This window comes from Acidithiobacillus sp. (assembly GCF_023256195.1).
GTDB lineage: Bacteria > Pseudomonadota > Gammaproteobacteria > Acidithiobacillales > Acidithiobacillaceae > Acidithiobacillus_A.
This window is the reverse complement of the sequence record NZ_JAGDWX010000023.1, coordinates 59,906-73,702: the sequence shown is the minus strand read 5'-3', so window position 1 is coordinate 73,702 and position 13,797 is coordinate 59,906. Positions and strand designations below refer to the sequence as shown.

10 protein-coding genes are annotated in these 13,797 nt (G+C 65.0%); all 10 read left to right on the top strand.

The features are described 5' to 3' along the window. Nucleotide 1: 1 nt before the first annotated feature. The 10 genes from ftsA (at nucleotide 2) to clpA (ending at nucleotide 13,746) form a co-directional block, all read left to right on the top strand. On the top strand, nucleotides 2-1,279 hold the full coding sequence (ftsA, locus tag Q0C23_RS05005; protein WP_291511287.1) for a cell division protein FtsA: 1,278 nt from the start codon (nucleotides 2-4) through the stop codon (nucleotides 1,277-1,279). Nucleotides 1,280-1,326: 47 nt separating this feature from the next. Then, nucleotides 1,327-2,487 carry a cell division protein FtsZ gene (ftsZ, locus tag Q0C23_RS05000; RefSeq protein ID WP_291511286.1) on the top strand — a complete coding sequence of 387 codons (1,161 nt, stop codon included), beginning with the start codon at nucleotides 1,327-1,329 and terminating at the stop codon, nucleotides 2,485-2,487. Between the two features lie 144 nt (nucleotides 2,488-2,631). Further along, nucleotides 2,632-5,133 (top strand): glycogen/starch/alpha-glucan phosphorylase, encoded by a 2,502-nt coding sequence (locus Q0C23_RS04995; RefSeq protein WP_291511285.1) that lies wholly within the window; start codon nucleotides 2,632-2,634, stop codon nucleotides 5,131-5,133. A 45-nt stretch (nucleotides 5,134-5,178) separates the two neighbouring features. Next, nucleotides 5,179-6,708, top strand: a complete 1,530-nt coding sequence (gene gpmI, locus Q0C23_RS04990; RefSeq protein ID WP_291511284.1) for a 2,3-bisphosphoglycerate-independent phosphoglycerate mutase — start codon at nucleotides 5,179-5,181, stop codon at nucleotides 6,706-6,708. Continuing rightward, complete coding sequence (locus Q0C23_RS04985; protein ID WP_291511283.1) at nucleotides 6,708-8,099, top strand: peptidoglycan DD-metalloendopeptidase family protein; 1,392 nt, start codon at nucleotides 6,708-6,710, stop codon at nucleotides 8,097-8,099. Before gpmI ends, Q0C23_RS04985 begins: the two co-directional genes overlap by 1 nt. Nucleotides 8,100-8,138: 39 nt before the next feature. Continuing rightward, nucleotides 8,139-9,563, top strand: coding sequence for a S41 family peptidase (locus tag Q0C23_RS04980; protein ID WP_291511282.1), 1,425 nt, complete (start codon nucleotides 8,139-8,141; stop codon nucleotides 9,561-9,563). Between the two features lie 49 nt (nucleotides 9,564-9,612). After that, nucleotides 9,613-10,179, top strand: coding sequence for a DJ-1 family glyoxalase III (locus Q0C23_RS04975; RefSeq protein ID WP_291511281.1), 567 nt, complete (start codon nucleotides 9,613-9,615; stop codon nucleotides 10,177-10,179). Nucleotides 10,180-10,243: 64 nt separating this feature from the next. Continuing rightward, the gene (locus Q0C23_RS04970) at nucleotides 10,244-11,020 is read left to right on the top strand and encodes a peptidylprolyl isomerase (RefSeq protein ID WP_291511280.1); all 777 of its coding nucleotides are present in this window, start codon (nucleotides 10,244-10,246) and stop codon (nucleotides 11,018-11,020) included. Nucleotides 11,021-11,181: 161 nt separating this feature from the next. Next, on the top strand, nucleotides 11,182-11,490 hold the full coding sequence (clpS, locus tag Q0C23_RS04965) for an ATP-dependent Clp protease adapter ClpS (protein ID WP_291511279.1): 309 nt from the start codon (nucleotides 11,182-11,184) through the stop codon (nucleotides 11,488-11,490). Between the two features lie 3 nt (nucleotides 11,491-11,493). Further along, the gene (gene clpA, locus Q0C23_RS04960) at nucleotides 11,494-13,746 is read left to right on the top strand and encodes an ATP-dependent Clp protease ATP-binding subunit ClpA (RefSeq protein ID WP_291511278.1); all 2,253 of its coding nucleotides are present in this window, start codon (nucleotides 11,494-11,496) and stop codon (nucleotides 13,744-13,746) included. Nucleotides 13,747-13,797 lie beyond the last annotated feature (51 nt).

The window sequence follows — 13,797 nt, the reverse complement described above, 5'->3', positions numbered from 1 at the left end:
CATGAAGCGCAGCAATCAGGAACTCATCGTCGGCCTGGATATCGGAACTTCCAAGGTCGCCTGCATCGTGGCCCAGGCCCGTGGCGGACGCGAAGCGGAGATCATCGGCGTTGGCCAGCACCCGTCCCGCGGACTCAAGAAAGGCGTGGTGGTGGACATCGAATCCACGGTTCAGGCCATTACCCGCGCCGTCCAGGAAGCCGAGCTCATGGCCGGGGTGCAGATCCGCGGCGCCGTGGTAGGCATCGCCGGCGGCCACATCCACGGGTACAACAGCCACGGCATCGTCGCCATCAAGAACAAGGAAGTGAGCAACGAGGACATCGGTCGGGTCATGGATGCCGCCCGCGCCATCGTCATCCCCCAGGATCAGAACGTCATCCACATTCTGCCCCAGGAATTCATGATCGACAGCCAGGAGGGCGTTCGCGACCCCATCGGCATGTCCGGCGTGCGCCTCGAGGCACGGGTGCACATCGTCACCGGAGCCGTCAGTGCCGCCCAGAACATCAGCAAGTGTGTCGAGCGCTGCGGTCTACAGGTCCAGGATCTGGTCCTGGAACAACTGGCGTCTGCGGATGCGGTCCTCACCAGCGATGAAAAGGAACTGGGGGTCTGCCTGGTGGACATCGGCGGCGGGACCACGGATATCGCCATCTTCCGCGACGGTGCGGTGCGCCACACCGCCGTCATTCCCATCGCCGGCGACCAGATCACCAACGACATCGCCCTCGGCCTGCGCACCCCCCCAGTGGAGGCAGAGCAGATCAAGAAGCTCTACGGCTGCGCCTTGGGCGATCTCATCGAGATGGACGACGAGATCCCCGTCCCCAGCGTCGGCACCCGCCCGCCCCGCACCATCTCCCGGCGTATTCTGGGAGACATCATCGAGCCCCGGGTCAAGGAGCTCTTTGAGTTGATCCAGGCCGAGCTGCGGCGCACCGGCTACGAGGATCTGGTGGCGGCGGGCGTGGTCATCACCGGCGGTTCCAGCCGCCTCGAGGGCATGGCAGAACTGGCCGAGGAAATTCTGCATCTGCCCGTGCGCGTGGGCGAGCCCATGCACCTGCCGGGCATGGAAAGCGTGGTCCGCCTGCCCAACCACGCCACCGGCGTCGGTCTGGTCATGTACGGTCTGCACAATCAGTTGAGCGGTCAGGCCGAGCCGGCCCAAGCCCCGGCGGCGGCCTCCCAGGCCTCCCGCGACAAGGCCATGGACACGAGCTTTGCCGGTGTCTTCCGGAAAATGCGCTCGTGGGTAGAGACAAGTTTCGGTTAAGGCAACAACGCCCCCAAAAACCCAGGATCAGCCAAGAGGATACAGACATGTACGAACTCAGCGAATGTGAACAAGAAGGTGCCGTCATCAAGGTCATCGGTGTCGGCGGCGGCGGTGGCAATGCCGTCAACAACATGGCCAGTGCCGGTCTCGAGGGCGTGGAGTTCATCTCCGCCAATACCGATGCCCAGGCCCTGCGCCATTCCCAGGCCAACCGTACCGTCCAGCTGGGCGCCGAGTTGACTCGCGGCCTCGGGGCCGGAGCCGACCCCGAAGTCGGGCGCAAGGCCGCGGAGGAATGCCGTGAGGAGATTCGCGCCGCCCTGGAAAAGGCCGACATGGTCTTCATCACCACCGGCATGGGTGGCGGCACCGGCACCGGCGCCGCCCCCGTGGTTGCCTCCATCGCCCGCGACATGGGTATCCTCACCGTCGGCGTCGTCACCAAGCCCTTCAATTTCGAAGGAAAGAAAAGACAGCAGCACGCCCTGGCCGGAATCGACGAGCTATCCCAGCACGTCGACTCCCTGGTCATCATCCCCAACGAGAAGCTCCTGGCGGTATTGGGCAAGAACATCAGTCTCAAGGATGCCTATCAGGCGGCGGACAACATCCTGCTGGGCGCGGTGCAGGGCATCTCCGAACTGGTCACCCGTCCCGGCCTCATGAACCTGGATTTCGCCGACGTGCGTACCGTCATGTCCGGCATGGGTCTGGCCATGATGGGCGCTGCCAGTGGCCGCGGTGAAAACCGGGCGCGGGACGCCGCCAGTCGGGCCGCCAGCAGTCCGCTCCTGGACGACATCAATCTGGCCGGCGCCCGCGGCATCCTGGTCAACATCACTGCCGGTACCGACCTGACCCTGGGCGAGTTCGAAGAAGTGGGCGAACTCATCCGCAGCTACGCCGCCGACGACGCCAACGTCAAGGTGGGAACGGTACTGGATCCGGATCTCGATGGAGAGCTGCGGGTGACGGTGGTGGCAACGGGCCTGCAGCGGGAACCCGTCCGCCTGGCCGCAGACAACCTGCGCGCCCGCGGCGCCCTGGTCTCGCCCAGCACCGCTGCCGAATGGCGCAATCTCGATAAACCCACGGGACAGCGACAGGCGGCAGAGCAGCGCGCCGTCGCGGCGGGCGGTCGGCACAGTGCGCCGGACTACTCGGACCTGGACATCCCCGCCTTCCTGCGGCGTCAGGCGGACTGAGCGCGCATACGGCTCCAGCTTGGGGTATTGCCTTGGGGAACGGGGGAGCCCCCCGCCCTGCAATACCCGCGCTGGGTAGCGGCCCTTCCCATCCCCGGTGTGGCACCCTATCATGGGGCCCAACGCAGACCTTAGGAGCGCCGCATGTCCAGCCAGCCCCTCCCATCGGAACGCCCCTGTCGCCTGGAACCCCTGGGTACGGACGCCGATACCTTATGCCGTGACCTACTGCGCTATCTCGAGCTGGGTCTCGGCCAGGACGCCGGCCGGGCCAGTCCGCTGGCGGTCTACACGGCCCTTGGCCTGACCCTGCGCGACCGTCTGGCGCAGAACTGGAAACGCACCAGCGAGCTGCGTCACCGACAGGGTGGCAAGCGTGCCTTCTACCTGTCGCTCGAGTTCCTGCTGGGCCGGGCGCTGGGCAACACCCTTTTGAATCTTGGTCTCGAAGAAGACACCCGCGAGGCGCTGCAGCGGCAGCATCGCGATCTGCAGGAGCTGTTGGATGTCGAACCGGACGCGGGCCTGGGCAACGGTGGCCTGGGCCGCTTGGCGGCGTGCTTTCTCGATAGCTGCGCGACCCTGGCCCTGCCGGTGACAGGTTATGGCATCCGCTACGCCTACGGCATGTTCCGCCAGGAGATCCACGGCGGCGAACAACGCGAGGAGCCGGACCACTGGCTGAAGAACGGTTATCCCTGGGAGCTCAAGCGACCCGAGCGGGTCCGGCGCGTCCACTTCGGCGGGCGCAGCGAAAGCTACCGCGATGCCCAGGGCCAGGAGCACCGACGCTGGGTGGATACCCGCGATGTCCTGGCCGTGCCCTACGACATACCCATACCGGGTTATCGCAACGGCATCGTCAATACCTTGCGTCTGTGGCGGGCGGCGGCCACCGACGTCTTCGATCTCGGCGAATTCAACGCCGGCGCCTATCCCGAGGCCGTCGCCGCCAAGAATGAGGCCGAGCACATCAGCATGGTGCTCTACCCCAACGACAGCAGCGAGAACGGCAAGGAGCTGCGCCTGCGGCAGCAGTACTTTCTGGCTTCCGCCAGCCTCCAGGATGTGCTGGCCGACTGGACGGCCGAACAGGGTGAGGATTTCCGCCAGTTCGCGCAGCGCCACAGCTTTCAGCTCAACGACACCCACCCCAGTGTCGCCGTGGCCGAACTGATGCGCCTGCTCCTGGACGAGCATGGTCTGGGCTGGGACGAGGCCTGGTCCATCACCAGCCAGACCATGGCCTATACCAACCACACCCTGCTTCCAGAGGCTCTCGAGAAGTGGCCGGTACGCCTTTTCGGCCATCTCCTGCCCCGGGTACTCGAGATCATCTACGAGATCAACGCTCGCTTCCTGCGGCAGGTGGCGCAACGCGCACCGGGGGATACCGGCCTGCTGCAACGTCTGTCTCTCATCGAAGAGGGACCGGAGCCCATGATCCGCATGGCCCACCTGGCGGTGGTAGGCAGTTTTTCCGTCAACGGTGTGGCCGCCCTGCACACGCAGCTCCTGAAGGAAGAACTGTTCCGCGACTTTTACCGTCTCTGGCCCGAGCGTTTCAACAACAAGACCAACGGCGTGACCCCCAGACGCTGGCTGCAGTGGGCCAACCCGGAACTGTCGGCGTTGATATCGCAGCGCATCGGCGACGGCTGGCGGCAAGACCTCGCAGAGCTCTCCGCCCTGGCACCAGCGGCGGACGATCCGCAGTTCCGGGCCCAGTGGGCCGAAGTGCGGCGCGGCAACAAGGCCCGTCTGGCGGCCCTGGTGCGTGCACAGACGGGGGTGGAGCTGATCCCGGAGGCCATCTTCGACGTCCAGGTCAAGCGTATCCACGAATACAAGCGGCAATTGCTCAATGCCCTGCACGTCATCCATCTCTACGATCGTATCAAACGCGGTGAGGCCAGCCAGATTACCCCCCGTAACGTGCTCTTCGCCGGCAAGGCCGCACCCGGTTACTTCATGGCCAAGCGGATCATTCGCTTCATCAACGAGGTAGCCGCCACCATCAATGACGATCCCGATACCGCCGGCCTGCTGCGGGTGTGCTTCCTGCCGGATTACCGCGTTTCCGTCATGGAACGGATCTGTGCCGCCACCGACCTGTCGGAGCAGATCTCCACGGCCGGCAAGGAAGCCTCCGGCACCGGCAACATGAAATTCATGATGAACGGCGCCCTGACCATCGGTACCCTGGATGGTGCCAATATCGAGATCCGTGAGGCCGTGGGTCCGGAGAACTTCTTCCTCTTCGGTCTGCGCGCCGAGGAAGTAGCCCGTCTGCGACCCCAGTACGATCCCCAGCAGGCCATCGCCGCAGACGAAGATCTGGAACGGGTGATGGATCTCATCAAGAGCGGTTACTTCAATCCCTTCGAGCCGGGCCTCTTCGACCCCATCCTGCACGCCCTGCTCGCGCCGGCGGATCCGTGGATGGTGCTGGCGGATTTCAGCAGCTACAAGCACCGACAGAACGATGTGGCGGCCCTCTGGCACGATCAGACGGAGTGGCAGCGGCAGAGCGTGCTCAACACCGCCGCCAGCGGCCGCTTTTCCAGCGACCGCAGCATCGCCGAGTACAATCGCGACATCTGGCACCTGCAGCCCCTGGTAGCCTCGGCCTCCGGACTTGTCTAGAATTCGGCAAACTCAACTGAGGCCCGCCACCGCCCGAGGAGTTACGTGAATCCGCAACACATCCGTCCCATCACCCTACTCATCCTTGACGGTTGGGGCTATCGCGAAGCATCCGACGACAATGCCATCGCCCAGGCGCACACGCCCAATTGGGACGCTTGGTGGAAGAGTCAGCCCCACACCCTGCTGCAGGCCTCGGAGGCAGCGGTGGGCCTACCGCGGGGGCAAATGGGCAACAGCGAGGTCGGGCACATCAACCTCGGCGCGGGGCGCGTCGTCTACCAGGAGTTCGAACGGATCAACCAGGCCATTCGCGACGGCAGTTTCGCCCGCAATGGCGTGCTGTGTCGCGCCGTCGATGCGGCGATAGCCAATGGCGGTGCCGTCCACATACTCGGCCTGCTCTCCCCCGGCGGCGTGCACTCTCACGAAGAACACATCTTTGCCGCCCTGCGCCTTGCCCATACCCGTGGCGCCCAGCGCATCTACGTACACGCCTTCCTCGATGGACGCGACACCGCCCCGCGTTCCGCTGAGGCCTCCCTGGCGCGTCTGCAGCCCGAGCTCGAGGCCACCGGCGCACGCCTGGCCACCCTCATCGGTCGCTATTACGCCATGGATCGGGACCACCGTTGGGAACGCATTCGCGCCGCCTACGACCTCCTGACCCTGGGCGATGGCGAGGTCTATGCCACCGCCGAGGAAGCATTGGCGTCGGCCTACGCCCGCGGCGAAAGCGACGAGTTCGTCACCGCCTCGCGCATCGGCGAGCCGGCCCTTCTGGCCGATGGCGACAGCGTACTGTTCATGAATTTCCGCTCGGATCGCGCCCGACAGATCGCCCGCCCTTTCATCGAGGAGGATTTCGACGGCTTCGAACGGCGCCGTCGGGTCCAGCTCGCAGCCTTCGTCACCCTGACGGAATACAGCGAAAACTTTGCCGTGCCCGTCGCCTTCCCACCCCTGCGCCTGCAGAACACCTTCGGTGAGTGGGTCGCCCGGCACGGTCGCCGGCAGCTGCGCATTGCCGAAACGGAAAAATACGCGCACGTGACCTTTTTCTTCAACGGCGGTCAGGAAAAGGTCTTCACCGGCGAAGAACGCATCCTCATCCCCTCGCCGCCCGTGGCAACCTACGATCTGCAGCCGCAGATGAGCGTAGACGCCCTGGCAGCAGCCCTGGAGGATCGGGTGGCCCGCCGTGAGGACGACGTCATCATCGCCAACATCGCCAATCCCGACATGGTGGGGCACACGGGGAACCTTGCCGCCGCCATCGCTGCGGTAGAGGCGGTGGATGCGGCGCTGGGACGCATCGTCGCAGCGATCCGCCAGCACGGCGGTGAGGTGCTGATCACGGCCGATCACGGTAATGTGGAGCAGATGCGCGATCTGAGCTCCGGCCAGGCGCACACCTCCCACACCTGCAACCCGGTACCGCTGCTCTATCTGGGTCGCCCAGCGCGCCTGCGCTCCGGAGGTGCCCTGGAGGACATCGCTCCCACCCTGCTCACCCTCATGGGGCTGCCCAAGGCGCCGGAAATGGGCGGCCACAGCCTGATCGAACTGCTCTGATGGCAAGACGCCCGCGCCCGGTGCTGTGGCTCCTGGGGGCGGGTCTGCTCTGCGTCCTTCCGGGGGCGGGGGCAGCCAACCTGCAGCAGAAGATCGAAAGCAATCGCGAGCGCCTGCAATCCATTCACAGCAGCCTTGGCGCCCTGCAGGCGCACGTTGCGGCCAGCCAGAAGACCCAGGCAGAGATCCGCGCGGAAATCGCCGCTCTGGACCAGAAGATCCAGGCGAGCACGCAGAAACTGGCGAAGATCCGCGCTGAGCAGCAGGCGACGCATAGCAAGATCGACGCGCTGGAAAAGCGCATCGCCCAGTTGCAGAGCGAACTGGCCCAACAGAAGGATATCCTTGCCAAGCAACTGCGGGCGGCCTATACCCTTGGCAGCCTGACCCCGCTGGCGGTATGGCTGCAGACCGAGAAACCGGCGCAGATCGGTCGCCTGAGTGTCTATTATCAGGCTCTGGCACGGGCGCGCAGCGAACTCATCACCCGCACCGAGGCGACCACGGCCGCCATTGCCGAACAGCGCAACGCCCTGAAGGCCCAAGAACAGCACCTCACCCGGCTGGCCCAGGCGGTGCGCACCCAAGAACAGACCCTGGAGCAGCAGAGGCAGCAGCATGCCCAGTTGGAGCAGCAGCTGGCCGACCGTATAGCCGCGGACAAGGCCAAGATTCAGGAGCTACAGGCCAATGCTCGGGTACTGGATGGGCTCGTCACTCGCCTCGTACAGGAATATCGGCAGCAGCAGGAGGCCATAGCCGCAGCACGGCGCAAGGCGGCGGCAGAGGCAGCCGCTCGCGCCGCCGCCCAGCGCAAGGCCGCCGAGGAAGCAGCGGCGCGGCGACGGGCCGAAGAAGCGCGACGGGCACAGCAGGTGGAGCGGGAGGCCCGCGCGGCCCAGGTGCCGCCGCCCACCACCCATATCACGCCTCCGCAGATCGCCACCGTGCCGGCCGTGCCAGCGACACCGCCGCCGGCCGCGCCGACTCCGGCTCTCCCGGCGGTAGGGCACGGGCCCTTCCCACCTCCCGTACGCGCGCCCATCGGCGCCCGCTTCGGAACGCCGCGCATGCAGGGTGGGCCCAACTGGCAGGGCATCACCTTCTCGGCGGCGCCGGGCACGGCCGTGAGCGCGATTGCTCCAGGCATGGTCCTGTACTCCGGACCATTGCGCGGTTACGGTCAGATCGTCATCGTCCAGCAGGCGGAAAAGGTGTTGGCCATCTACGGTCACCTGGGGCAGAGCGATGTGCACGTGGGTCAGGAGGTGCAGACCGGCACGGCCATCGGCACCGTCGGCAGCGGCGGCGAACTGGGCCAGGATGGGCTGTACTTCGAGATCCGTAGTGGCGGACACCCCGTCAATCCCTTGCAGTATATTCATAACTGAACTCGTCCCCGAGGGGATGCGATACGCAGGAGTTTCTCCATGGTTCTGCCCCGTTTTCTTCAGGTCTTACCACGCCTGTCGCTGCTTTTGGCCCTGCTCACGGGCGTGGGCTGGAGCTCTATGACCCTGGCGGCGGACAAGGTCGAGAACGGCATCCCGCTGCGCCAGATCCAGACCTTCAGCGAGGTCTTTTCGCTGATCAAATCGGATTATGTCGACCGCGCCTCCGACAAGAAACTGATGGAAGGCGCCATCAGCGGCATGGTCAGCGCCCTCGATCCGCATTCGGCCTATCTCACACCCAAAGAGCTGAAGGAGATGCAAAGCTTTACCGACGGCAAATTCGGTGGGGTCGGGCTGGAGGTGGCGGCCGATCACGGAGTACTGCGGGTCATCGCCCCCATCGACGGTACCCCTGCGGCCAAGGCGGGCATCCAAAGCGGTGACCTGATCGTCAAGATCGACGGCAAGGCAGTACAGGGCCTTGGTCTGAGCGCCGCCGTGGACCGCATGCGCGGCAAAGTGGGGACGACCGTGGACCTGACCCTGCTGCGCCCGCACGAGGCCAAACCCATCACCGTCAAACTCACCCGCGCCATCATCAAGGTCCAGAGTGTGCGAGCAAGCCTCTTGGCACCCGGTTACGGCTACCTCCGCATCAGCCAGTTCCAGGACAACACCGGAGTAGAGACGCGGCGGGCGGTGGAACGCCTGGAGAGGGAATCCGGCGGTCGTCTCAAAGGACTCATCCTCGACCTGCGGAACAATCCCGGCGGCGTGCTGGGGGCGGGCGTCGAGACGGCGGATACCTTCCTCGATCGCGGACTCATCGTCTACACCAAGGGACGGGCGGCCAACAGCGACATGCGTTTCACCGCCCACGGTCCGGACGCGCTGCACGGCGCACCCCTCATCGTACTCATCAATGGCGGCTCGGCCTCCGCGGCCGAGATCGTCACCGGCGCCCTCAAGGACGATGGGCGGGCGCTGGTGATGGGCAGTCGCAGCTTTGGCAAGGGCTCCGTGCAGACGGTCATTCCGCTGGACGATGGCGGCGCGCTGAAACTGACTACCGCGCTCTATTACACCCCCCTGGGCTGCTCCATTCAGGGCGAGGGCATCGTCCCCAACGTCGCCATCCGTCCTGCCAATGCCGAGCAGGAGGCTCTGGATCAGGATCTGCTGCGGGAGTCGGAGCTGCAGGGAGTGCTGAAGGCGCCGGCGCAGTGCCGCGCCCAGAAGCCCCAGTACACCATCCTCGAACCCACTCCGCCGGAGGCGCCCAAAAAGGAGCAGGCCCCGAACTTCAGCGACAAACCTGACCTGAAGAGCGATTTCACCTTGCGCGAAGCTCTGGAAATCCTCCAGGGCAAGGCCGTACCGGTGGATGTGGACGGCAAGACCATACCCATGGTCATCCCCCTGCCCAGCGTTCCCAGCGGCGGCGTCCGCAAGCTCGGATAGAAAATGCACGATATCTGTCCAAGGGCTGTGTGACCATGGAGGTGCTTGTGTGAATCTGCGAGTCCTCATACCCATCGCCGAAGGCTTCGAGGAGATGGAGGCCGTAACCTGCATCGACATCCTGCGCCGGGCAGGCTGCACCGTGGTCGTCGCCGGTATCGGTCCAAGCCCGGTGCGTGCCTCCCGGGGGCTGCGCGTGGTGCCGGACGCCGACTGGGAAACGGCCCGATCCGAGCCCTGGGATCTCGTCGTCCTGCCCGGCGGCGCGGCGGGGGTGCAGGCGCTGTCGGCCAGCACCACCCTGCGCGCCTTCCTCCTGGATCGGCACCGGCGCCGTCAGAGGATCGCCGCGATCTGCGCCGCCCCCGGGCTGCTCGCCGAGCTTGGTATGCTGGAGGGTCGGCGGGTGACGGCCTTCCCAGGTGTCCTCGACCCGCACAGTCCACACTACCAGTGGGTGGACCAAGCGGTGGTCGTGGATGGCTCCCTGGTCACATCCCAGGGCCCCGGTACGGCCCTGGATTTCGCACTGACCCTGGTGGAAATTCTGGTGGGCGCTCAACGGCGGCAGGAAGTAGAGGCGCCGTTGCAGCGACCGTCGAAGTCCCCAAGATAACCTTTGCCCTCAGCCCTGCGCCTATGGATAATAGGCCGAGCTATTGCTAACCCAAGGAATGCTCATGAAACTTCGCTCCATCGTCCTCGCCGCCCTGGTCGGCACCTTCGCTGTCCCGGTATTCGCGGCACCTGTGGCCACGGTCAACGGTCAGGCCATCGACAACAGTCAGGTACAGGCCATCCTGTCCATGAGTCCGGAACTGGCCAAGGAACCCAATGCCCGGGAGCAGGTCGTCCAGAATCTCGTCAACATGGAGGTACTGTCCCAGTACGCCATGAAGCACAACCTGGATCAGTCCGCCGACGTCAAGGAGCGACTGGCTCTGGCCAAGCGGCAGATCCTGGCCGACGCCGCCGTGGATCAGTACATCAAGGAACATCCGGTACCCGAGTCGGAAATCCAGGCGGCCTACAACAAGTTCGTCGCGGCCATGGGCAAAAAGGAATATGAGGTCCGTCATATCCTGGTGAAGACCAAGGCCGAAGCCGACAAGATCCTGGCGGAACTGAAGGCCGGCAAGAAGTTCTCGACGCTGGCAGAGAAGTACTCCATCGACAAGGCCAGCGCGGCGCATGGCGGCGAGCTCGGCTGGATCGTCCCCGGCATGGTGGTACCGCCCTTTGCCGAAGCCATCGAGAAGGCGCCCATCGACAAGCCTGTGGGCCCGGTGCAGACGCAGTTCGGTTACCACATCATCGAGGTGCAGGCGACCAAGCCTCTGACTCCGCCGCCCTTCAGCGCCATGAAGGATCGCATCAAGGCGCAGTTGCAGCAGGAGCAGGCGGCCAAGTTCGTCTCCGATCTGCGCAGCCAGGCGAAGATCGACATCAACAAGTAAGACGGCGGCCCGCGCGGGTACGCCGGTACCGAAGCACCAGCCGGGGGGCGTGTCCCCCCGGCTTTTTTGTGCGCCATGGTGGGCCCCAACGGGGTCCGCGACCTTGCCTCACCTGGGGTCTGGGGTCACAATGGGACCGTAGCAGATTCGATGGAGTGGGTATGCCGAGTCGCAAGGAACATCGCCAGCCACTGCTGGAACGGGAGCCCCGGCTCAAGGAGCCGAGTCACTACCGGGTGCTGTTGCTGAACGACGATTTCACTCCCATGGACTACGTCGTCCAGGTCCTGCAGCAGTATTTTCACAAAACCCACGAGGAAGCGGTACAGATCATGCTGGAAGTCCACCACAGTGGGCGCGGCATCTGTGGGGTCTATCCTTACGATATGGCCGAGACCAAAGTCGCCCTGGTCACCGCCGACGCACGGCAGCATCAGCATCCGCTGCGCTGTACCATGGAAAAGGAGTGAGCCATGATCGACAAAGCGCTGGAACAATCCATCAATCAGGCCTTCCAGATGGCCCGTCAGTACGGTCATGAGTACGCCTCCGTCGAGCACCTGCTCCTGGCACTGCTGGACAACCCCAGTGGCCGCGAGGTGCTGGAGGCCTGCGGCGCCAACCGCAGCCAGCTCGAGCGGGACCTGCGCAAGTTCCTGGAGGAGAAAATTCCCTCGCTGGGCACCGCCGGTAGCGTCAACACCCAACCCTCCATCGGTTTTCAGCGGGTGATCCAGCGCGCCCTCTATCACGTGCAGTCGGCGGGCAAGGATACCGTCACGGGCGCCAACGTGCTGGTGGCCATCTTTGCGGAACGGGAGTCCCACGCCGTCTATTTCCTCCAGAAAGAGCATGTCTCTCGCCTGGACGTGGTCAATTTTCTCGCGCACGGGATGCGCAAGGATGAGCTCATGGAAGAGGAAGAGGAAGTCAGCAGTGAGGAGGGACAGAAGCCCGGCAAGGATCCGCTCAGTGCCTATGCCCGCAATCTCAACGCCATGGCTCGCGCTGGGCGTCTCGACCCGCTCATCGGTCGCCAGCTGGAGATGCAGCGCGCACTGCAGATCCTTGCCCGGCGGCGCAAGAACAACCCGCTCTTCGTGGGCGAGCCGGGAGTAGGCAAGACCGCTATCGTCGAGGGGCTGGCGCGCGCCATCGTCCAAGGCAAGGTGCCGGAGCTGCTGGAGGATGCCACCATCTATGCCCTGGACATGGGCGCCCTCATCGCCGGCTCTCGCTACCGCGGTGATTTCGAAGAGCGTCTCAAGGGCGTGCTCAAGGCCCTGCGCAAGAAGCCCAACAGCATCCTCTTCATAGACGAGATCCACACCATCATCGGCGCCGGTGCCGCCTCTGGCGGTGCCATGGACGCCTCCAATCTGCTCAAACCGGCTCTCGCCTCGGGCGAGCTCAAGTGCATCGGTGCCACCACCTATCAAGAGTACCGCCAGTACTTCGAGAAGGACCGCGCCCTCACCCGACGCTTCCAGAAGATCGACGTGCCGGAGCCCAGCGCCGAGGAAGCCGTGCAGATCCTGCGCGGACTCAAGGGCCAGTTCGAACGCCACCATCGGCTGCGCTACACCGACACCGCCCTGCGCGCCGCCGTGGAGCTGTCCGTCAAGCACATCCACGATCGCCACTTGCCCGATAAAGCCATCGACCTCATCGACGAGGTGGGTGCCGCTCAGGCCCTGCTGCCCCCGTCGCGCCGCAAGAAGTCCATCGGCGTCCACGATATTGAGGAGATGGTGGCTCGGGTGGCGCGGATTCCCGGCAAGAACGTCTCCCTGGACGACCGCGCCGCCCTGAAGAATCTGGAACGCGACCTCGGTCTCGTGATATTTGGCCAGGATCGCGCCATCCGCGAGCTCAGCGCCGCCATCAAGATGGCGCGCGCCGGCCTGCGCCACCACGAAAAACCCGTGGGCAGCTTCCTTTTTGCCGGCCCCACGGGGGTGGGCAAGACCGAGCTCAGTCGTCAGCTCGCCACACTCCTCGGCATCCCCCTGCTGCGCTTCGACATGAGCGAGTACATGGAGCGCCACACGGTGTCCCGCCTCATCGGCGCGCCGCCCGGATACGTGGGCTACGACCAATCCGGACAGCTCACCGAAGCGGTCAATCAGCACCCGCACGCGGTCCTGCTCCTGGACGAGATCGAAAAGGCGCACCCGGACATCTTCAACGTCCTGCTGCAGGTCATGGACCACGGCAAGCTCACGGATGCCAGCGGCCGCTCCGTGGATTTCCGCAACGTCATTCTCATCATGACCACCAACGCCGGCGCCGAGCAGCGAGGCAAGACCAGTGTGGGCTTCCTCGCCCCCAGCGGCGCGGATGAGGGGCGCGAGATGGAGAGCATCCAGCGGATCTTCGCTCCGGAGTTCCGCAACCGTCTGGATGCCGTCGTGCCCTTCGCGCCACTGAGCCGGGAACACGTCCTCCACGTGGTGGACAAGTTCCTCATGGAGCTGGACGAGCAGCTCCTGCAGAAGGACTACAGCCTGGAGGTCCAGCCGGAGCTGCGCCAGTGGCTGGCAGATCGCGGTTACGATCCACAGATGGGCGCCCGTCCCATGGCGCGGGTCATTCAGGAACACCTCAAGAAGCCACTGGCCGAGCACATCCTCTTTGGCGATCTGCCCAAAGGCACGCGCATCCGCGCCGAGTTGCGCGACGGACGGGTGGAAATCCGCATCCCCGAGACCCTGCCGTCCTCCTGAGCATCGGGGCGGCAGCAGGCCACTGCGGCTGCCCTTGCCTGGGCTTTTCCC